Origin of the sequence: Caballeronia sp. INML2, assembly GCF_023631365.1 — a bacterium.
In the GTDB taxonomy this organism is placed as follows: Bacteria; Pseudomonadota; Gammaproteobacteria; order Burkholderiales; family Burkholderiaceae; genus Caballeronia; species Caballeronia turbans.
Window position 1 is genome coordinate 59,927 of the sequence record NZ_JALQDH010000080.1, and the last position, 20,248, is coordinate 80,174.

Annotated in this window: 24 protein-coding genes; 11 read left to right on the forward strand and 13 right to left on the reverse strand. The window is 62.4% G+C overall.

Annotation, left to right across the window (positions count from 1 at the left end):
• Nucleotides 1-195: 195 nt before the first annotated feature.
• The 4 genes from NCT32_RS27705 to NCT32_RS27720 all read right to left on the reverse strand — a co-directional run bounded on the left by NCT32_RS27705 (nucleotide 196) and on the right by NCT32_RS27720 (nucleotide 4,789).
• Entirely contained in the window at nucleotides 196-1,287 is a 1,092-nt protein-coding gene (locus NCT32_RS27705) for an AI-2E family transporter (RefSeq protein WP_250490732.1), read from the reverse strand.
• 207 nt (nucleotides 1,288-1,494) lie between these two features.
• Entirely contained in the window at nucleotides 1,495-2,127 is a 633-nt protein-coding gene (locus tag NCT32_RS27710; protein WP_250490681.1) for a TetR/AcrR family transcriptional regulator, read from the reverse strand.
• 593 nt (nucleotides 2,128-2,720) lie between these two features.
• The gene (locus tag NCT32_RS27715) at nucleotides 2,721-3,461 is read right to left on the reverse strand and encodes a BON domain-containing protein (RefSeq protein WP_250490682.1); all 741 of its coding nucleotides are present in this window, start codon (nucleotides 3,459-3,461) and stop codon (nucleotides 2,721-2,723) included.
• 119 nt (nucleotides 3,462-3,580) lie between these two features.
• Nucleotides 3,581-4,789 (reverse strand): AI-2E family transporter, encoded by a 1,209-nt coding sequence (locus NCT32_RS27720; protein WP_284508560.1) that lies wholly within the window; start codon nucleotides 4,787-4,789, stop codon nucleotides 3,581-3,583.
• Between the two features lie 263 nt (nucleotides 4,790-5,052).
• Here NCT32_RS27720 and NCT32_RS27725 point away from each other — a divergent pair, with 263 nt between their 5' ends.
• Complete coding sequence (locus NCT32_RS27725) at nucleotides 5,053-6,000, forward strand: universal stress protein (RefSeq protein ID WP_250490684.1); 948 nt, start codon at nucleotides 5,053-5,055, stop codon at nucleotides 5,998-6,000.
• 14 nt (nucleotides 6,001-6,014) lie between these two features.
• Here NCT32_RS27725 and NCT32_RS27730 read toward each other — a convergent pair whose 3' ends face one another.
• The gene (locus tag NCT32_RS27730; RefSeq protein ID WP_250490685.1) at nucleotides 6,015-8,306 is read right to left on the reverse strand and encodes a heavy metal translocating P-type ATPase; all 2,292 of its coding nucleotides are present in this window, start codon (nucleotides 8,304-8,306) and stop codon (nucleotides 6,015-6,017) included.
• A 350-nt stretch (nucleotides 8,307-8,656) separates the two neighbouring features.
• Here NCT32_RS27730 and NCT32_RS27735 point away from each other — a divergent pair, with 350 nt between their 5' ends.
• The 4 genes from NCT32_RS27735 to NCT32_RS27750 all read left to right on the forward strand — a co-directional run bounded on the left by NCT32_RS27735 (nucleotide 8,657) and on the right by NCT32_RS27750 (nucleotide 11,235).
• The gene (locus NCT32_RS27735) at nucleotides 8,657-9,319 is read left to right on the forward strand and encodes a nitroreductase family protein (RefSeq protein WP_250490733.1); all 663 of its coding nucleotides are present in this window, start codon (nucleotides 8,657-8,659) and stop codon (nucleotides 9,317-9,319) included.
• A gap of 20 nt (nucleotides 9,320-9,339) precedes the next feature.
• Nucleotides 9,340-9,939 carry a hemerythrin domain-containing protein gene (locus NCT32_RS27740; RefSeq protein ID WP_250490686.1) on the forward strand — a complete coding sequence of 200 codons (600 nt, stop codon included), beginning with the start codon at nucleotides 9,340-9,342 and terminating at the stop codon, nucleotides 9,937-9,939.
• A 113-nt stretch (nucleotides 9,940-10,052) separates the two neighbouring features.
• Nucleotides 10,053-10,352: a c-type cytochrome gene (locus tag NCT32_RS27745; RefSeq protein WP_409241546.1), complete on the forward strand. Its 300-nt coding sequence runs from the start codon at nucleotides 10,053-10,055 to the stop codon at nucleotides 10,350-10,352.
• Nucleotides 10,353-10,395: 43 nt separating this feature from the next.
• Nucleotides 10,396-11,235: a universal stress protein gene (locus tag NCT32_RS27750; RefSeq protein WP_250490687.1), complete on the forward strand. Its 840-nt coding sequence runs from the start codon at nucleotides 10,396-10,398 to the stop codon at nucleotides 11,233-11,235.
• A gap of 19 nt (nucleotides 11,236-11,254) precedes the next feature.
• On the opposite strand, the gene NCT32_RS27755 is transcribed toward NCT32_RS27750, so the two are convergent.
• The 5 genes from NCT32_RS27755 to NCT32_RS27775 all read right to left on the reverse strand — a co-directional run bounded on the left by NCT32_RS27755 (nucleotide 11,255) and on the right by NCT32_RS27775 (nucleotide 14,251).
• Entirely contained in the window at nucleotides 11,255-11,527 is a 273-nt protein-coding gene (locus tag NCT32_RS27755; RefSeq protein WP_250490688.1) for a hypothetical protein, read from the reverse strand.
• Between the two features lie 62 nt (nucleotides 11,528-11,589).
• Entirely contained in the window at nucleotides 11,590-12,282 is a 693-nt protein-coding gene (locus NCT32_RS27760) for a CBS domain-containing protein (RefSeq protein ID WP_250490689.1), read from the reverse strand.
• Between the two features lie 125 nt (nucleotides 12,283-12,407).
• The gene (locus NCT32_RS27765; RefSeq protein ID WP_250490690.1) at nucleotides 12,408-13,385 is read right to left on the reverse strand and encodes a universal stress protein; all 978 of its coding nucleotides are present in this window, start codon (nucleotides 13,383-13,385) and stop codon (nucleotides 12,408-12,410) included.
• Nucleotides 13,386-13,649: 264 nt separating this feature from the next.
• Nucleotides 13,650-13,928 (reverse strand): UDP-glucose 4-epimerase, encoded by a 279-nt coding sequence (locus NCT32_RS27770; RefSeq protein WP_250490691.1) that lies wholly within the window; start codon nucleotides 13,926-13,928, stop codon nucleotides 13,650-13,652.
• A gap of 47 nt (nucleotides 13,929-13,975) precedes the next feature.
• The gene (locus tag NCT32_RS27775; RefSeq protein WP_250490692.1) at nucleotides 13,976-14,251 is read right to left on the reverse strand and encodes a hypothetical protein; all 276 of its coding nucleotides are present in this window, start codon (nucleotides 14,249-14,251) and stop codon (nucleotides 13,976-13,978) included.
• Nucleotides 14,252-14,287: 36 nt separating this feature from the next.
• On the opposite strand from NCT32_RS27775, the gene NCT32_RS27780 reads away from it, so the two are divergent.
• From NCT32_RS27780 to fnr, 4 genes are all read left to right on the forward strand, one after another.
• A complete protein-coding gene (locus tag NCT32_RS27780; RefSeq protein WP_250490693.1) occupies nucleotides 14,288-14,785 on the forward strand; it encodes a universal stress protein in 498 nt (165 codons plus the stop codon).
• A gap of 90 nt (nucleotides 14,786-14,875) precedes the next feature.
• A complete protein-coding gene (locus NCT32_RS27785) occupies nucleotides 14,876-16,234 on the forward strand; it encodes a PAS domain-containing sensor histidine kinase (protein ID WP_250490694.1) in 1,359 nt (452 codons plus the stop codon).
• Entirely contained in the window at nucleotides 16,231-16,884 is a 654-nt protein-coding gene (locus tag NCT32_RS27790) for a response regulator transcription factor (protein WP_250490695.1), read from the forward strand. Before NCT32_RS27785 ends, NCT32_RS27790 begins: the two co-directional genes overlap by 4 nt.
• Nucleotides 16,885-17,073: 189 nt before the next feature.
• Nucleotides 17,074-17,853, forward strand: coding sequence for a fumarate/nitrate reduction transcriptional regulator Fnr (gene fnr, locus NCT32_RS27795; protein ID WP_250490696.1), 780 nt, complete (start codon nucleotides 17,074-17,076; stop codon nucleotides 17,851-17,853).
• Nucleotides 17,854-17,907: 54 nt separating this feature from the next.
• Here fnr and NCT32_RS27800 read toward each other — a convergent pair whose 3' ends face one another.
• Entirely contained in the window at nucleotides 17,908-18,225 is a 318-nt protein-coding gene (locus tag NCT32_RS27800; protein ID WP_061120898.1) for a DUF1488 domain-containing protein, read from the reverse strand.
• Nucleotides 18,226-18,361: 136 nt separating this feature from the next.
• On the opposite strand from NCT32_RS27800, the gene NCT32_RS27805 reads away from it, so the two are divergent.
• Nucleotides 18,362-18,748, forward strand: a complete 387-nt coding sequence (locus tag NCT32_RS27805; protein WP_311768198.1) for a c-type cytochrome — start codon at nucleotides 18,362-18,364, stop codon at nucleotides 18,746-18,748.
• Between the two features lie 20 nt (nucleotides 18,749-18,768).
• Nucleotides 18,769-19,221: a DUF3564 family protein gene (locus tag NCT32_RS27810; RefSeq protein WP_250490697.1), complete on the forward strand. Its 453-nt coding sequence runs from the start codon at nucleotides 18,769-18,771 to the stop codon at nucleotides 19,219-19,221.
• A gap of 10 nt (nucleotides 19,222-19,231) precedes the next feature.
• On the opposite strand, the gene NCT32_RS27815 is transcribed toward NCT32_RS27810, so the two are convergent.
• Nucleotides 19,232-19,657, reverse strand: coding sequence for a hypothetical protein (locus NCT32_RS27815; protein WP_250490698.1), 426 nt, complete (start codon nucleotides 19,655-19,657; stop codon nucleotides 19,232-19,234).
• Nucleotides 19,658-19,673: 16 nt separating this feature from the next.
• Nucleotides 19,674-20,219, reverse strand: a complete 546-nt coding sequence (locus tag NCT32_RS27820) for a hypothetical protein (protein ID WP_250490699.1) — start codon at nucleotides 20,217-20,219, stop codon at nucleotides 19,674-19,676.
• Nucleotides 20,220-20,248 lie beyond the last annotated feature (29 nt).

Consider the following 20,248-nt stretch of genomic DNA (forward strand, 5'->3'; position numbering starts at 1 on the left):
TGATGAGTCGAGGTAGAAATGCCAACAGCGCTGATCGGGCTAGCCGTGGCCGCGAAAAGCAAGCCTCGCCAGCAGAGCGAGAACAAGAAAGCTCCTGATGCGTCGCTGACTCGCTACAAGAACTCGAATTCAGCGAAGCCCCGCATTCGGCGAGAGATCGCACGCGGAACGCCCGGCCATTGCAAACTTTCTGCGCTACGGTCCCCGATCTTGGTATGTTCGGGTCCGGTAAAATGCGCTCATCAGATAACGGCGCCGCAGTTCCCGCAAAGCAGAAGCGAACACCGCGCTGGCAGGCAATGCAAGCAGAACGCCAAAGAAACCAAACAGCTCGCCAAAAGCAAGTAACGAGAAGATGACGGCAAGCGGATGCAGGCCAATGCGCTCGCCGACGAGCCGGGGCGTAAGAACGACGCTCTCCAAGATTTGCCCGACTCCATACACTACAATCACGGCTCCGAACCCGTACCAGTTTGCGAACTGCAGAAACGCAGCCAGAAGCGCCAATGCCAGCGCGGTCGCGAACCCGATGTAAGGGATGAACACGGCAAGCCCTGTGAGAAGACCGACGGGCAGTGCGACGTCCAACCCGGCGATCTTTAGCGCAACCGGATAAAACAGCGCGAGTATTCCGACGACGAGCAGTTGCCCGCGCAGATACTGCGACATCATCTGATCGATCTCCGCAATGAAATCCCGTGTTTTCGCGAGCCAGCGTCGCGGCACAAAGCTCTCTATGCGCTCGAACGCTTCATGCCGGTCATAGAGCAGGTAGAAAAGAACGAGGGGCACGAGCACCACATTCCCCGCGACGCTGACCATCAGGCTGCCGCTTGTGCGCAGATACTCCCAAGCCGAGGGAGCAGCGCCTTGCTCGCTTGCTGATAAACGTGCGGTTGAAGCCTCACGGATATTCGCCAGATTGACCGAGTAGTCAATTCCCAGTAAAGCCATCCGCGGTCTCAGAACGGCGTCGAGATTCTGCACCATTGAAGGAAGCTGCCTCGCAAGCTCAGGTCCTTCCTTTTGAAGGACAGCAAATACTAACAATGCGAACAACCCGATAAGCATTGCGATCAGAGAGATCATAAGCAGGGCGGCGAGGCCCCTGGGCGTGCGATGTCGAACTAGCCACTCCACGCCCGGCTGTAAAACGTACGCGATGATTGCACCGAGAAGAAACGGTGTTAGAACAGGACGCAATGCCCACAGCAAAACACCGGCCAACAAGGCTACGGCGCCCCAAAACAACGACTGGCGATGGTAGGTAGTCAAAGGTACTCTCATCCGGGTGCTAGCTGGTTGCGCTTCTTCGCCCGGGAACGTTGCACGCATGATCGCGCATGGTCCGCATAAATTACTTTGGCTTCCTAATAGTAGAAAGCGACTCTCTGTCGAAACGATATGGTTTGGCTGCCCTTATTTGTTAAGGATGTCAGGCTTCCAGCGGTCGAAATCGGCCCAGCCCCCCCTAACTCTGGGGCAAAAGTTCAGTCATTTATCGTCTTCGTATTCGGGGCCGTGCTCAATGACCCACGATAAGAAGGCGACAGCAATAGTCCTTAAGCCCTTGCCGCACATGTTTGGCCCGTTAATCATGTTGAAGAACATAATGCCATCGCTGATACTCGCCATCCCGATCGCCAGTGCCTCTGCCTGTCCGCGCGACAATTCCGCTTTATTGGCCGCCCGTAGGCTCCGAATGCACTCACCCGTAGCGGCTAATCTCTGGTTTCGCAACGCATTGATGGGATCTCGGTACGCAGCATCCCTCGATGCTAGAAGAGCACCTTCTGCCCAAAGACTGAACGAATCGGGCCTGAGGGAATCGGTGAAACAGGCAGTGGCACGTTCCTTCACTTCATCGGACGTGCCGCCCTTCTTCGTGATCGCGTGCAAATTCAAACAAGTCCGTTCGCCGTCCCGCCGCAACAGCTCGATTAGCACTTCAGCCTTGCTCTCAAAGTTAAAGTAGAACGCACCACGCGAGTATCCGGCCTCCTCCGAGATGTCGTCCACGCTCGTTGCAGCCAACCCCTTACGTACGAACATTGTCTCGGCCGCGTCGAGCAGCCGTTCCCGCGTTCGCTCTTTGCGCTCCGCGCGTGTTAGGCGTTTCCGCTTCATAGCAACGGCTCTGGTTACAAACAGCTTGCTGCCACTGCCTTCAAACTGCACCTCTCTCGGAATACGCAGGTTGGAGCTCTCATCACGGGGGTAGTCCGCGCCTCCGTTTCGGAAGATTAAACCGCAAACTGATATTTATGTCAATGCTGTGTTTAACGTCATACATGATTGAACGCTACACGCGCTGCTTTCGCGTTGAGGGGGCATGACCGAGAAGTCGCCTTGATACTTTTCGGCGATCGGCGACCCGCCTGCCCGCCTGGGCGTTTGGCTGCGTCTACGCTTCCGGGGTGCCAGCGGCCGCAGCGGTGCGCGCGGAGCGAACGTCGTCCAACGAAGCAACGCCAGCCGGAAAGACGTTGGCCGCTTGGTTCGCCGAGCGCTATGCGACCGCCTGCTTGAAGATGGACGACGAATGGATGGCATTGTCAGCGTCGCGCTGTGGCTCGGCCCTTACGCAAACTTCTTCCTATTCGTCACCTGCTCGTTCCTGCGAACGCGCTTGCCGCCGGCAGCATAATAAGAAACGTACAGGGGCATGACGCGCTCGTGGTTGCAACGAACACCCGCTGTCGGTTTGCCGTCGCCGTCAGTCAGTCGTCGTGCCTGACGCGGGTCTCGTCGAGCACCGTATGAACGCCATCGAGCGAACGAACCGCCTCGTATGCGACCTTTTTCGCGGCCGCCGACGATACCGTGCCTCGGAGCGTGACGGTGCCGTCGGCGACGCGCATTTCGATATCGTCTGCCTCGATATCGGCCGCACGGCGCATGGCCGCGTGGATACCGGACATCGCCTGCAATTGCATCTGCCGGTCACTGACCCGCAACAGGTTGACTATTCCGGTGATGCCTGTCAAATGCGCGACGACATGCTCCGCGAGTTTTCGCTGGAAGGACCACGGCATCTCGCCCGACAAGGTGACCCAGCCATGCTCTACCGCAACTTCAATCGCATCCGCAGGAAGGCACGCCTCCCATCTCAGCGCCACGCGCACATCCGACGCCAGCGCGGCATCCGTGCGCTGCGCTTCATGCGGCAGTTCCACTACGATGCAGTCGTTTACGGAGTCAACGCCCGGCAGTGCGCCAGCGATCTCGCATATGACCCGCTTATTCGCGTAGCTTCTGACGCTTCCCCGAAGCGTCACGCGCCCGTCATGAACATCTACGATCACCGGTTCCGATGCAAGGTGCGCGTCCAGCCGAAGCGCATCATCGATTGCGACGATCAGCGCGTTGTCGTTTTGGGGCGAGCCCTCTGCGCGCCGTTCTGCCGGCAGGGTTGAGCGGGGTGCGGAAACATTCGTCGGCGACATCGTCAGCGTGCTCATGTCAATCGTCCCACAACGCATTGATCAGACCGGCCGTGACAGCGAAGCGCATGCCGAGGCAGACATCAGTCGCCCGCGAACGGACCCACGAGTCCTTGACGTTGTCACGGTGAACCAGACTACCGCCGTCGAGCCAGACTCGTTTGATACGGATCAATTGCAGCGCGCGCCGAGTCGCGACGTCGTCGTGCTCCTCGGCGCATCATCGCGTGCGCGGCGCTCGTCGGACGATGACGGTCAAGGCGTAACGAGCGGCCAGACATAGACTTCGTGAAGGCGAGTTTGCTCCGGGTCTCGGTCTTCGGTGCAGCGTGTATTCGTTCATCCCATAGCATGCGCAGCATCTCCGCCACGAGCGGGCCCGCGAACAGGCCAATCAGTCCGAACGCGGCAACGCCTCCGATGATACTGAGCAACGCCAGGGCGAACGGCATGCGCACCGCATTGCCGATGACCACCATGCGGATGACATTGTCGACCGAGCTGACCACCAGCGCGCCCCAAAGCAGCAGACCGATGCCGCCCAACAGATTTGCTTCCACGAGCAGCGCGACGCCGGTGGGCAGCCAAACGAAGAGCGCGCCGAACGGCACGAGCGCCGCGAATGCCGTCAGCAACGCAAGCAATAGCGGCTCATCGACGCCTGCCGCCCAGTAACCTATGCCGGCACACGCCGCTTGCCCGATTGCAGTGAGGGGAACCCCGATTAGCACCGCGCGCGTCACGCTGCGAAGTACCGCGACGTAGGCTTCGAGCCTTGGACCTATAAGCGGTTCCAGTAACCGACGTACCTTCGCAATCAGCGATTCACCATGCCGATAAGTGAAATAGAGCGCAATGAAAGCAAAGCCGAAGTGCAGCACATTGCGGCCTGCCAGGCGGCCCGCCTTCGACAAGGCGCTCAACCATCCGTCGCCTGGAAATGCGACATCTTTCCTCAAGGCTGGCGCGTCGCGTATCAGCTCGGATAGTCTCGCGCCGACGACCGGAACATCCGCGACAACTGAGGCAAGCCGCATCGGCTCCCCGCCGCTCCACGCGACGAATCGATTAGCGACTTCGACGACCTCGCGGGTCAACGGCACCGCAATGGCAATCGTCGATCCGACGATGACCAGCGCGACCGAGACGGTCATCATCAGCGCGCTCAACGACGCGCCGCCGCGCATGCCCTTACGCATGAATGTGTACAAGGGCCACGTTGCATAGGCAAGAATGAATGCCCACAAGACCGGGCCGATGAATGGGCGGACCAGCAGTGCTCCCAACGCGAGGATCACGATTGGGGCAAACCACGATGCATTCGACGCTTCCGTTCGCTTTTTCATTTCGCTATTGCCGCTATATCGCCGCTATCGGAGCGGAGCGTCGGGTTGAGTGTCAGCGCCGATATGAAACTGACGCGCCGCGTAGCAGGAATCTGACGCAAGACGTGCAGGCGAACCGGCCAGTTGGTCCGCCTTCCATCCATCATGATGCGATCGCAAGCTGCGCCGATCTGATCTAGATCAACCTCCCCGACGCGGGCGCAATCAAGATGGTGCTATCGCATACAGAAGGGCACGCCGAGACGACTGCCCGATATACGAACATGGAACCCACTGAAGATAAGGCCGAGGCCTATCGGCCGCGACGAGTACTGATCGCCCTCGACACGTCGCCTGCATCGGAGAACGCGCTTCGCTACGCTTGCAGCTTCGTCTCACCCGGCACGTTCGTGCGTCTTGTCAGCGTGGTCGATAACCCGTATGTGCCGCTGCCGCTTCCGGACAGAATCCCGCTTTCACTCGACTCGGTCCGCCGCGATCTGATCGAAAGCGGCCGCGAAATGCTGCGTCACGCCCAGGCGCAATTCGCCGGGCATGGACTTCATGCCGATACCGAGCTTATCGAATTATCGAAGCAAGGTGGGGACGTCGTGCATGCGATCGCTGAAGTAGCGACGAAGTGGAATGCGGATCTGCTGGTCATCGGTGCGCGTCAGCATCACGGATTGCTGCGCTGGATCGAAGGCAACGTAGCCGAGCCGCTGACCGCCCATGTCAAGCTGCCTCTACTGATCGTTCCGGAGTCTTTCGCAGCGACGGATGAGAAAGGTCCGCGGCGCATTCTCTTCGCTGTCGACGGCAGCACCGAGGTCGTTCCGGCGCTTCGCGTGGGCGCGAAGTTCGCGACATCGGAAACTTGCATAAAAACGATCTACGTCATCGACAAAGCCGCGCGGTTCGACAATCCGCTGCCCTTTGCCTTGTTCGAAGAAGCATTCATGGCAGAAGGCAAGTCGGCCATGACGATCGCGCGACGCGTGCTCGATCACGTTCCCGGACACAAAACCGCTGAGATCGTGAGCACCAGCCAGTGCAGGGACGATATCGCTCATACAATCGTGCGCGAGGCGAACGCGTGGCGTGCCGACCTGCTCGTCATGGGCACGCATGGCCGGCGCGGAGCCGCGCGCTGGGTGCTCGGCAGCGTTGCGCGCCGCGTGGTGGGCATCACGTGCACACCGCTATTGCTCGTCAACTCCGCATTCGGCTAAGTGCTGCACGTTGCTCAGGCGCTGTCATCGAGTGCATGAAAAAGCTCGTCCTCCTGCGCGCAGTGCAGGCGGACGACGGCATCGAGGACGTACAGCAGTCGCTGCAACTCTCGTACGCACCGTTCGTCCGGTCCGTCTGCCGGAAGATCGGCCGCTATGCGCCGTAACACGTGAACAGTGCGAAAGATCTCCGCGTGAGTGCCGGCCATCGCCGCCATGGGGTCTTCACCGCCGAGCCGCCTGGCGAGGTCTGGATACAGACGGATATCGTCCTCCTTCTCGTGCGCCAGCAGAACACGCACCAGGAGTTCGTTGATTCTTTCCAGCTCCGCCGAGACTGCTTGCCTCGGAAGCCCAGGCAATCCTTCAGCGAGACGCCTGATTTCACCCAATACCGGTTCGAGTCCGAGGTGGGCGGCTCGCAGGCGCTCCGCATCGCCTCGCGGCAGCGCATGCTGGCGCGACCTGGACTTCATGTGCAGGACACGAAGCGCGTTTGCGATCACGGCGATGTCTATCACTTCCTGCAACACAGCGCCGTACGGTGGACTCAGGTAACCGATCGCTGCCACGATCATGGCAGCGATCGACAATCCCATGCCCGTCGCCGCACTTTGTACGGCGATGTGCTGGCATCGTCTGGCGATTTCCAGGCCCTCCACGAGGCGGTCGAGCCGATCGGTCAGCAGCACGATGTCAGCAGCCTGCGCGGAGGCCGCGGCACCCCGCGCGCCCATTGCTACGCCGATATCGGCGGCCGCGAGCGCGGGCGCATCGTTGACGCCGTCGCCGACCATGACGACCACACCCTCCGCACGGGCAGAACGGATCAAAGAGAGCTTGTCGCCGGGCGTCTGTTCGGCATGGACTTCGTCGACGCCCAGACTCGCGCCGATGCAGTCCGCGACATCCTTCCGGTCGCCCGTCAGCATGGCGATTCGCCTGATGCCTGCGCGTCTGAGCAAGCGCAATGCACGGGGCGTATCCAGCCGGATGGGATCGGCGAGCCTGAGTGCGCCGACCATCACGCCGTCCACGTCCACAAAGACGGCCGAACCGCCTTCATGACCGAGATGGCGCAGGACCGCAGCGCTCCACGGCGCAGCTTGCGCCCGGGCGACTGCATGCGCGAATGAACCGATGACCACGACCTTGCCATCGACTGTGCCGATCACGCCCGCTCCTGGACACTCGGTGACCTGCGACGGCGCAACGAGCGAGAGGCCGCGCTCGCGTGCCGCCACCGTGAGCGCTTCTGCCACGACATGTGCCGACGCCTGCGCCAGCGAAGCGGCCAGTTGCAACACGAGTTCGGGTTCGATGCCGGGACTGCTCTCGATCGAGACGAGCCGGGCGCGTCCGCTCGTCAGCGTGCCAGTCTTGTCGAAGAAGAGGATCTGTGCTCGCGCCAGACGTTCAATGGCGTCGCCGCTCTTGACCAGTACGCCGCGCCTGGCGCAAGCGGACATACCCGAAACGATCGCAATGGGCACGGCGAGTAACAGCGGGCAAGGCGTCGCGACGACCAGAACGGCCAGCGCGCGGATCAAGTCGCCGGTCAAGATCCAGCATGCGCCCGCGACGACGATCGTGAGCGGAACGAAGAATATCGCGTATCGATCCGCGAGACGCGCGGTCGGACTGCGCGCCTGTTGCGCCGCTTCGACCATACGGATGATGCCGGAGAACGTGCTGTCACGCGCCGCCGCTGTCGCGATCATTTCGAACGGTGCGCCCGCGTTCAACACGCCGCTTTGAATGAGCTCGCCGGCGCCTCGCGGCCGTATGGCCGCCTCGCCGGTAAGCGCCGACTCATCGAGTTCCGCTTCCTGTTTGAGCGTGCCGTCGACCGGCACCCGCTCTCCGGACCGGACGAGCAAGCGGTCTCCCGTGCGAATCGCCTCCGGATCGACCTGACGCCATTCTCCCGCTTCGTACCGGTGCCCATAGTTCGGCGCAAGCGTGAGCAACGCCGTCATCTCGGCGCCCGCACGCGCCTGCCCGAACGCTTCGAGCGCCCTTCCGCCTGCCACCATCAGCGAGATGACTGCCGCGGTGAAATATTCGCCGGTAAGAGCAGCGACGCCCATCGAGAGCAGCGCGAGGACATCGACGCCCGCCTCGCGCCGACGCAACTTTTGTGCGGTCGATAAGCACAAGATCGCGAACGATGGCGCCACGCACGCAAGCCAGAGCGCGTGCGCGATGGCGATCCGCCCCGCCGTGAACAGGCCCGCTCCGGCCGCAAGCCCGAGCGCAACAACACCGACGACGTAAAAGTGAAGTGAGGACGATCTGCTCGACATGACATTCGACGCTTGCTCTCGTCGACAGGAGGGTTCGAGTGCGGTGCTTCTCTTCAAAGAGCGGCAGGCGTGCCATCGACTCGCGTTCGATGCGCCGGGTGAGTTCATCGAGCCTCGCCGAAGTTTCGACGGCCAATGGGTCTGCATGATCGGTCCGTTGGATTCGGGCCAGCATAAGCCTGAGCGCAGGCAATTCGTTGATATGAGTCAAGCGAGAGTGGGAGCGCGTTCGAGCGTAGCGGTACCGTCAGGCGCATGCGGACTGATCCAGATCAATCGCGATGTCACGCGAGGTGAAAGAATCAGTGAACTCCCTCTCATCGGATGCTTTCATCGGCGAGCATGCAATCATGGTCAGACCGCTCTTTCGCATCGGCGCCGTGCTGAATGCACCGGCACCGCGTCCGCTCGACACGGCGCCGAACGCCGTCATCGTTCTTCCCCGGCCGCTGCGCTTCGGCGGCATGCCCTTGCTGGATGCGCTCGCCGCGCGCCGGACCTCACGGGAATTCTCGGATGAAGCCATCAATCTCGAAGTGCTCGGCGAGCTGCTGTGGGCCGCCAATGGCATCAACCGCGACGCGGAGGGCGGCCGTACGGCGCCGTCCGCGCTCGGCGGCTATGAGATCGATATCTACGTGCTGCTTGCCACGGGCTCGTATCGGTATGACCCGGACGCACACCGCCTCCTGCTCGCCGCGCCGTTCGATCTGCGCGCAACGACGGGATACCAGGACTTCCTCTCGCATGCGCCCGTCGATCTCGTCTATGTCGCCGATCTGAACCGCATGCAGGACGTGCCCGCCCGCCAGCGCGAGAGCTTCGCGTATGCAAGCGCCGGCGCGATCGTGCAGAACGTCTATCTGTATTGCGCTTCGGTGGGGCTGGCCGTGGGTGCTCGTGGCTGGATGAACCGCACGGCGCTCGCGGCCAATCTGAAGCTGCCGGTCGGGTCGAGCCCCTTGCTGGCGCAGACGGTCGGACACTTCGCGCACGCTCATCAAAGCCCATGAATGGTCGCACTGGAGCCACTATGAACGACACAACCGAACGCGCCGCACTACACGTGATCCGTCTCGATCATAAGCGGCTTGCCTCCGTCACCGAGGCCATGCTCGACTTCGTCCGCATGCTCGGCGAGGGCGGCTCTCCGCCCGATCCCATCGTGCTGCGCGCAATGCTTTACTACATCCGCGAGTATCCGGAACAGTTCCATCACCCGATGGAAGACCGCTTCCTCTTCGCTGCGCTAAGAAGCCGCACGGACGACTTCGACGACGTGCTGGACGAACTGCAATGCGAGCATATCGAAGGCGACGTGCGCCTGCGCAATCTCGAGCACGCGCTCACCCGTTTCGAGTTGAAGGGCGAAGCCGTGCTGCTTGGTCTGCGCACGCTGATGGAGCAATACGTCGACTTTTGCGCGAACCACAGGCGCGTCGAGGAGACGGTCATCATTCCCGCCGCCGAACGTTTTCTGACTGAAGCCGACTGGGCATGCCTCGATGCGGCCGTCGAGCGCCGTCTGGACCCGTTCGGCGAGGCGACTTTCGAAGGCGAGAGCCTGGCGAGCCTCTATCGTCTGATCGCCAATGCGGTGCCCGCTGTCGCTGAAGCACATCAGAACGCGTGAGCACGATGTTCGAGCCTGCGATCGCGTCATTGCGTGAGCCAGAGGCGGATCGGCGCCGCCCGGTTCGGCACGCCCGCTCTCACGTGACCCGGACGCTCGGCGCGTTCGTATGCGTGAGTGTGTGCGGCCCCTGCCTCGCGTTCACGACGCCGGAACCTTCCGGGCTCGTCGACGCGCAGCGCTGCATGTTTTGCCATAAGGTCGACACGGCTTTCCGCGCGCCCTCGTTCCAGCAGATTGCCGACCGCTACCGCGACGTGCCCGGCGCAAGCGACATGCTGGAAAAAAAACTGCGCCAGGGCGGCGAGGCGCACTGGGGAAACATGGCGATGCCCTCCGCAGCCGGGCGAGGCGGCGGCCCCCTTTCGAGGGAAGACGCACACAAGCTCGTTCAGTGGGTGCTGAGCCAATGAAGCGGACGACATCATGACCCGCACAGCAGATTGTGAGGCTCTCATGACCTTCAAGACGATCGTCGTGCAACTCGATACGGGCACGCACGCGAAGCACCGGCTCGACGCCGCAGTCGCGCTCGCCGAACGCTTCGATGCCCATCTGTACGGCGTGTACTCCGAATTCACGCTCGATCCGCGCTTCTACTACCAGGCGGATCGCCAACACCGTTACGAGGTGCCGCTTGCGGATCTATGCCGCGAGCGGCGCGAGCGCGCCGAGCACATGTTCCGCGTGCGCCTCGCGTCGACCAAAGTGGAGCACGACTGGCGGGCAAGCGAAATGACCGGAGGATCTTCGGTCATCGATCATGCGCGCTGTGCCGATCTCACCATCGTCGGACAACATGATCCAAACGAGCCCGACGCCTATCTCGCCGACCGCTTTCCCGAAAGCACGATCATGGGTGCGGGCGGCCCGGTACTGGTTTGGCCCTGCAAGAACTCGCCGAGCCCGCTCGGTGCGACGGCGGTCATCGCATGGGACGGCAGCCGGGAAGCCGCGCGCGCCGCTTACGATGCACTGCCGTTGCTCTCAAGGGCGAGGCGCGTGGACATCGTATCTATCCGCACTGACCGAGACCCGCCGCTCGGCGACGGGCGCGCCGCGTCGGACCTCGCGCGAAGCCTGATCCGGCACGCGGTTCGCGCGAACGTCATCGAACTCTCCGTCCCGCGGGGCGCACATGTCGAGGAGGCATTGACCTCCTATCTGAAATCGCAGAGCGCGCGACTGCTCGTCATGGGCGCATTTCACCATGGCCGCGTGCGCGAAACACTCCTTGGCGGCTTCACGCGGGCCGTGCTCCGCGAAGCCGAGCTTCCGGTCCTGATGTCGTGCTGACCCGGCGGACCCGTCGCCTTCAACGAAGCAGATCGGCAAGCGTCAAGTGAATGGGCGCGTTGCTCGGACCCAGCTCGCCGAGCTTGCGGGCCGCGACGAACAGAAAGTGCTCCGGGTCGGCCATGAAGAGATTCTTCATGCTTGCTTCGTCGAGATGCCTGACCTGCAACAACTCGCGAAACACGTCGCCCTCGACGCGGAAGGTCTGCTGTCTTCCGTCCAGACTGCCGGTGAATTGGACGCAGCCGCCCTCGCAACATACCGGTGCGTCGAGCGTTAATTCCTGAATCATGGATGCACTCCTCGGCTCGTAGCCAATCGCACGGCGCGCGATGACGCCGTGCCCACGCAAGCTCAGATGCCCGGCATGATCGGGTACGGGATGGTGTGATCCTCCACCCGCTTGACGCCCGGAATGCTCTCCGACGCGATGCGCATGGCATCCAGTTGATCGCTCGACCAGACGGTGCCCCACAGATGCACCACGCCATCGCGCACGACGATATTGCGCCCCGGGAACGCCCAGCCGCGTCCGGCGAGCTCGCCCATGAGCATTGCGCGGATTTCCGCATCGCTCGTCGCGGGAGCCCGCGGCTCAACGAACGCGGAAGCCAGCGCCTGCACGAGATTCGAACGGCTCACGATGCCCACGACGCGCCCTTCGCGCAACACAGGCACGCGCTTGATGTGATGGCTCTCGAGCACCGAAGCAATCTCGGTGAGCGATGCGTCCTCGCTGACACAGATGGGGTCGCGACTCATGATCTCGCCCACCTTGCGCGCGTGCGACCTGATGTAGTCTTCCGCGCCGCGATCCGAGCCCAGCATCTCGAGCCACCAGGACCGGCGAGACGGCGTCTTCTCGGTATCGATCTCCTCGCGATGGAGCAGGTCGCCCTCGCTGATCATGCCGACGACATGCTGTTCCTGATCGACGACAGGTGCGGCGCTGATACGGTGCTTCGTCAGCAACATCGCCAGTTCGTGCACCGTCGTATCGGGCGTCACGGAAACGACAGAGGTAGTCATTACGTCGCGTGCTTGCATCTTCATCTCCAGGCGGCTAAGTGATCGGAACATGAGGGAAAGTCGTCTTTCGACACATCCATCACGCACTTTCTCGCGTGCGTGGTTCACGATACCGCGCGCGCTCTGCACGCCGTTGACATGCATCAACTGCTTGCAACTCGATCGTGCTGGTCGCGAACCAGCATCGAGGGAATCTTCGCGAGGCTCGCCACCCGGTTGGCGACGCTGCCAACGAACGCTCGCATCACGCCACGTCTGCCGTGCGTCCCCAACACGATGAGATCGGCGTTCCAGCGTTCGGCTTCGCGCAGCAGCGCATGAGAGACATCGTCGGCGCTGATGTCCGTGCTGATCAGATCGACCGACACGTGCGAGCGTGTGACGTTGGGCGCAGATTCCAGCCGCCCTGCCGCCGCTGCGATCGCCGACTCGCCTTCCTTGACGAATGCGTCCTCTAGCGCGGTCACGGGTACGAAATCGCTGTAACGTACCGCGCGATCGACGACATAGACCACACGTATCTGCGTGTCAGGCGTCGCAAGCGCAGCACCGAGGTTCACCGCCGCGAGCGACGTCGGACTGCCATCGACCGCGAACAGAATCCGATGAATGCCAGCGTCGCGCGCGGCGTCGTAACCCGCAGGCACCGCGATCATCGCGCAAGGTGCAAGCTGGCTCAGCCTGTCTGTCACGGACGGATCGAGCCACCTCACGAGACCGTGATGTTGCCGGGTACCCAGGATCATGAGATCCGCGTGCTCTGCCTGTGCGGCTCTTGCGAGCGCATGCGCAACATCGCCGCCCTCTTTCGCGAGATCGATCACCCGTGCTCGCACGGAGGCGGTCGCGCCCGCGAGCGCACTGCTCGACTCGGCAATCGCGCATTTCGCATCTTCCACCAGCTCTTTGTGCGCAGCGCCGAAATCAAGCCCGGCGAGCGCCGCGTGGGGTGCGAGCAGATGCGGGTCGAGTGCCACAGCGGCAATCGTGAGTTGGGTGTCAGGCCGTAAGAAATGCCGCGCAAAAGCGGCGGCGCAGCGAGACGCGTCGGAGGAATCGACGCAAAGAACGACGCGCCTGAAGCCGCCAGCGCGCGCCGGCGTGTCCTTGTCTGCTTCCATAACTTACCTCCCGGCGCGGCCCGCGGATTCGATTCGTACCGCCTACCGCTCGCTATGACACGACGCCTGACGCAGATCAAGCCAATGCGGCGTATCGCGTTCGGCATGTTTCATTGACTCGTGTCGAATCGCCCTCGCCTGACGCGCGTACCCAGCCGGTCATGTCTAAAAGATGGCGCCTCCAATGGCGCGACAATGCAAGGCATTCAGTTGAATTCGAGGTTATCCACCGAGCGACCACTGGCTGCATCGAATCGAATCCGGCTAGACGTTGATCGTATGGGTGGCCTTTAGACGAATCCACGCCATGCCTTCGCGCAGCCCGGCAATTACGGCTTCACGTTCGTTATCGAAGGTGCTCGCGTGCCTGAAGCGATGCATGAAGCGGCCACCCTCCACGTTGCGCTGCTCGACGCTGATCGAACATTCGACACCTCGCGGCGTTTGCTCCGTGCAGCAGGTGACGGTCCAATCGGCATCGTCTATGGATCCCTTGAGCGACATGGCGGTTCTCCCTTGGATAAAGCGAATATCAGTTGTCATGCCGCGCCCGTTTTATCGTTCCGGCGTAGAAGCATCGGGCGCTTCAATCATTCCGTTGCCTGCAGCGAGCCCGACACGCCGATGCTAAGCGCAGCGCGCAGCGCGGCCTTGAGCCAGGTCAATGAATGACGCATCTGTTTTCGCGATGCCATCGTTTGATTTGAGTCAACGGAAATCTGCTCCACGATCCGCAGAATCTCCGCATGCAGGTCGGCGCACAGTGGAAGCGCCGGCAACCGGATCGAACCGACGAGCAGGAAGTGGTCCTCTGGAAGGACACCGGACGGTGCTGCGCGATGACGATACCCGTGCTCATGTCCCACTGAACCGCACCTCTTTCACCTTTCGAGGAGCCCGCCATGTACACCCGCATACTCGCGCCGATCGACGGTAGCGTCACTTCCGCGCACGCCTTCGATGAAGCCATCAAAATCGCGCGAGCCAACGGCGCCGAGCTGCAGCCGCTCTATGTCGTCGATTTGCAGCCGATCGCGTATGACGCCGCCGCGACCTTCTATCCCGACATGCGCGAAGCGCTTCTCGAAGAGGGCCGGCGCCTCGGCGCGCAAGCCGTCGAGCGCATGGCGCGCGAAGGCGTGAAAGGCACGCCGCGCATCAGCGAAGTCGAGCTGACGGGCGATGACATCGCGCAACGCATCCTGCGCTGTGCCGAGGATTTCGGCGCCGACCTCGTCGTCATGGGTACGCATGGCCGGCGCGGGTGGCGGCGCCTGGTGCTGGGCAGCGTCGCCGAGCGTTTCATGCGAATTGCACATTGTCCCGTGATGCTCGTGCCGGGACGCGAGGCCGAAGAGGACGCGCAACGCCGGGAGCAAACCGCAGAAACTGCCGACTGATCCCGGCGGCGCGCGCGTCGACCCTATAATTAATTCGCACTTCCCTTACTGCGCAGCTTCACGACACGCAAGCACGGACCGCCGAAGCGTATGAGCGAAAACGAAGGTCGAAGTCCCGCGCAAGCGAACGGCCAGCACGTTCGACGAGCCTCGTCGCGCGAAGCAACCGGGCAAGCACTCCTGGCGGGAGCGACACTCTTCGGCGTGTGCTGGATCGGCGTTCAATACCTGCCTTCGATTTGTACGCTGTCTGTCGCAGCACGGGCGTGGCTGCTGGCGGCCGCCGCGATCTGCGCCCTGCTGCTTGCGAGCGCCATCCTTCTGCTTTCCACGCAACGCGTCAGGCGGGCGAGCGCCGGTTCGACAACCGTGAGCCACACGCGGCTCGACGGCATCATCCGGTCTACGACGGACGCCATCATCACAGTCGATTCGACGCAACGTATTGTCCTGTTCAATCCCATGGCCGAACGCGTGTTCCGGTGCGCGGCGAGCGACGCGATCGGCGGGCCGCTGTCGCGCTTCATCCCTGAGCGTTACCGGTCGATGCATGAGCACCAGGTCCGGCACTTCGGAAGCACGGGGGTATCGGATCGTCAGATGGGCCCGCAGCGCGTGCTATACGGCCTGCGCGCCGACGGCGAGGAGTTTCCCATCGAGGCATCGATATCGCAGGTCGAAGATGACGACGGCAAGCTGTTCACCGTGATTCTTCGCGATGTCACCGAGCGCGTGAAGGCCGAGGCCGAGCTTCAGCGTTCGCGCGAAGAATTGCGCGCGCTCTCGGCCAATCTCCAGCAAGTACGCGAGCAGGAAAAGAGCCGCGTCGCACGCGACTTGCACGATGATCTCGGGCAAACGCTGAGCGCGCTCAAAATGAATATATTCGCGCTGCACGCACAGCTTGGCGCGCACACACTGCTGAATGAAGACGTTGCCGCTCAGTTTCAGCACATGGTTGGGCTTATCGACCGCAACATCGCCTCGCTCAGACGCATCGCATCGGATCAGCGGCCCGTCATGCTGGACGACCTGGGGTTATCGGCTGCCATCGACTGGCTTGTCGATGATTTCATCCGGCGCCACGGCATCGACGTGAGGCACAATCTCGATACCGGCGATCTCGCGTTCAACGCGGATGCCGCAACCGCGGTCTTCCGTATCATAGAGGAGGCGTTTGCGAATATCGTGCGACATGCCCGCGCGAGCCGCGTCGAACTGTCGCTCAACGCCGATGCTGCCAACTGCGTGCTGCGCGTGGGCGACGACGGCATCGGCGCCTCGTCCTTGCCGGCCGCGAACGGCAAATCGTTCGGCTTGATCGGGGTGCGTGAACGCGCGCATGCACTGGGCGGGCGCGTGTTCATCGATTCGACGCCCGAGTGCGGCTTCGTGCTGACAGTCGTCCTGCCACGCGAAGCGGTGGCGGAGAGGGAATCGCAACCATGACTACAAGAGTGCTGATTGCGGACGATCACGCGATGGTGCGCGACGGCCTGCGCCACATTCTCGCCAACGCGAGTGGTTTCGAAGTGGCCGGTGAAGCCTGCGACGCGGCGAGCACACTCGCGCTGGTGCGCTCGACGCCGGCGCAGGTGCTGGTGCTCGATCTGTCCATGCCGGGCCGCAGCGGCATCGACCTCCTCAAGCAGATCAAGGATGAAAAGCCCGCGCTACGCATTCTCGTACTCACCATGCATGCCGAACAGCAATACGCCGCCCGGGCATTCAAGGGCGGTGCGTCGGGATATCTGACGAAGGAAAGCGCGAGCGCGGAATTACTGGCTGCCGTCACCAAGGTCGCCGCGGGCGGCGTGTACGTGAGCCTCTCGATGGCCGAGCGCCTCGCGCAAAGCCTGACCGAGCCCGCCGACGCGCTGCCCCATCAACGCCTGTCGGACCGGGAGTTCGAGGTGTTTCAGCGGCTTTGCGCGGGCGAGTCCATCAACCAGATCGGCGAGGCGCTGTCCGTGAGCGCGAAGACCATCAGCACATACAAGGCGCGCATTCTCGAGAAAATGCAGATGCCGCACGAGGCCGCCCTCGTGCGCTATGCCGTGCGCCACAAGCTTTTCGACGACGATAACGACGACGCGTAAGCGTTCGCTCGTCAGGATTTCCTTACACGCCTGCCGAAATCCCTACCGAACTTTCCGGCGCCGCCGATTTAATTTCGAGACCGCGCGGCCAATAATTCGACGCATGGAATCATCCGCCGCGCATCGAGACGCCGACTTCCCCGGCATCCGCCTCGCGCGCGCGAACCCCGGTTCGACAGGAGACACACCATGTTCCCAGTGAGCGAAGGCCGATCCATCCTCCGACAATCCGAAGCGCCAGCACCGCGCCGCACTTTCCAGATCGCGGATAGCTCGGAAACACGCAAGGGTGCGCGCTGTTCGACCTGCTCGATGCAGCACGTGTGTATGCCGAGCGGTCTCTCGTCGGATGAATACGAGCGGCTCGACGCGATCATCTGCTCGACCCGGACCGTGCGGCGCGGTGAGACGCTCTATCGATCCGGGGATGCCTTTCAGAGCGTCTACGCCGTGCGTAGCGGCTGCTTCAAAACCGTCGTCATGCATCGTGACGGCAACGAGCAAGTCACGGGCTTTCACCTGGCAGGTGACGCGCTCGGGCTCGACGGAGTCAGCTCGGATCACCACGGGTGCGACGCGATCGCGCTCGAAGACAGCGTCGTCTGCATCATCCCCTTCGACTTGCTCGAACTGCTTTGCCGCGAGGTCAAGACGATCCAGCATCACGTGCATCGACTGATGAGCAGCGAGATCGTGCGCGAATCCAACCTCATGATGCTCCTCGGCACGATGACGGCCGAGCAACGCGTCGCGGCTTTCCTGCTCAACATCTCGACGCGCATGAAGGCGCGCGGCTATTCCCCCGCACAGTTTCTGTTGCGCATGACACGCGAGGAGCTCGGCAGCTATCTGGGTCTCAAGCTGGAGACGGTGAGCCGCATGTTCTCCAAACTGCAAAAGGCCGGCGTGGTCGATGCGCGCGGCAAGGAGGTGCGGATACTCGATCAGGCAGGGCTCGAAAGGGTGTGAGCGGCGGATCTGTGTCTGCACGCCTGGCGGAATGTCGGCCGCACACTGAAACCGTCACCTGACCGGGCGCGTCCGATGCGTGCCCGCAGCAGCGCCTCCACTGCTGAACCGGAAGTATCCGCTGCGAAGCACGACCGGTCTGCAGCCGACGCTGGTCAGCAATTGTTCTGCTGCCCCTTCTATGACGGCGCGGTTCATCTCGAACGCGCGTTGGAGGTCGTCCTCGCGCGAGGACGCTGCGCCGAAATGATCCTGGAGCGCTTCCGCCGATATGGTGCATTCAATGCGCGTGTCGTCCACGAGCGCCCAGAACATGAGCGCGGGCTCATCGCCGAGATACGCGGGCGCCTGGATTGGAAAGCTGATGTTCATGATCGCGCTTCCTCGCGGATGTCGGCTCGTACACCACTCAGTGTTTGCGTTCGACCCATGACCGGCGTTGACTCAGATCAACGCCCGCGAGAGAAGCACCCGCATGATCAATGTGTGAACACTTCTCTCACCGATCATGCACACTCACCGTTCTCTCGGTCATCGCGCGCGATCCGATGGCCCGCGCGTTCACGCCCGACATGTCGCACTGGGTGCGCTTCTTGCCGCACTGCTGCTCATCGCATCGCGCGCGCTCGCCCAGCCCGAACCGAGCGCACTCATCGACCAGCAGCATTGCATGTTCTGCCACACCAACGATGCGCCTTTCCTCGCTCCGTCGTTTCAGGAGATCGCCAACCGCTACCGCGACGACCCACGCGCGCACATCATGCTCGAACACAAACTGCGCGTCGGCGGTCGTGCGCATTGGGGAAACATGGCCATGCCCTCGCCCGCGGAGCGTGGCGGCCCGCTCTCGCCTGAAGACGCCCATACGTTAGTCGAGTGGGTATTGCGTCATTGACCACTTCGCAGGAGACCGTTATGCGAATCACCATCAAGCTCGACGCCTTTAATCGGGAAGCCGAATCGGCGTTTGCGGTGCTATGGCTCGATAAGGAACGCGGACGCTGGTCGCGGGAAGCGCATGACCGCATCGAGCTGCCATCATGGGGAACGTGGGAGCTCACGCCGGGCGGCACCCTGCTGCGCGGTCCCGACGCTTCTGCTCCTGTCGCCATGCTCGAGGGCCTGGTGCTCGCGGCACGGGAAGCAGTGTCCAGCGCCCCGGAACTTGTGACGTGCGAGCGCGGACGAGCCGTAGTCTTCGCCTGCGGCGACTCAAACGCGCCTCGTGCCCCGAACGCAGGGTATTGGCACATCCAGTGCGTCGACAGCGAAACTACGCTTGCTGAACACGAGATCTTTTCCGACGAGCCCGACGTCCTGGGTGAAGGAAGCGCACAGACACGCGGTCCCGGCCCATTCGCAACGTGAGCCGAACGCCTCAGTTCGACGAAAAGCGCATGTGTTGAAGACAGCGCATCGCGTTGTCGAATGCCTGATGAATCGCCGCGCCGACATCCTGGTCCGAGGCGTGTTCAACTGGAATAAGATCGAAATCACGCGTCACGAGATCGAGCCGCGCATCATAGCGGCGGTCTCCAGACTGATCCCGATACGCTTCGATCGTCAGATGGCAGTTCGCGATGTCTTTCGCGGCGCGCTCGAGTCGCACGAGCTCGACACCGGCTGCGCGTTCGACGTCGTTACTACCGACAAAGCCCTGATAGGCGATTTGCATGCCGAGCCCCATGATCTTCCTCCCCCACCGAACTTTGTCCTTGCCGGTTTCCCCGACGGATCCGGCGTTCTTCGCACGTTGCGACGTCCACTCATCGTCCGCTTCCAATGCGTAACCGAATTGACTCATGTCAAGTGATGCTCGATCACGCAGCATCGTCCGCGCAGCCTTCAGCCGGCGCCAGGACGAAGCCCCGGAAATTCATCTCGATGCTGCGAATCTGACTGGCGCATTGCGCGCAGAGCCAGCCGGGGCCGCCGTCCATGCCATACATGCCGCGGCACATGCCTTTCAAGCTGATGCGCGCGCGCCCGCTGCCCGGTGCCGCCGGCGTACGCGTAGCCCACAGATACACCACGCCGGCTTCGAGCGGCCGGCCCGTTTCGATCGCAGCCGCATCCGCATGACGTATGCGAGTGGCTGAATAGCGCGCGACGTACTGGCGCGTGCGGTCCCAACGTTGCGCACATTCGTCGCTTCCCGAGCAGTCGATCGTTGCAAACTCCCGCGCCTCCACGAGGGTGGGCTCGGTCTGCCGAAACTGGTTCCAGCGTGCATCGGATGCGCATGCCGCCAGTCCCAGAAGCAATACTGTCCCCATGCACTGCTTCCTCATTTCGTGCTCCGCTTCAAAGCTTTTCATCGACGATGCCGGCCTGTCATCGATACTCGCAAACGTGCGCGACAGCATCCCGTAGCCCAGCAGGGTCTCAGCAAGCT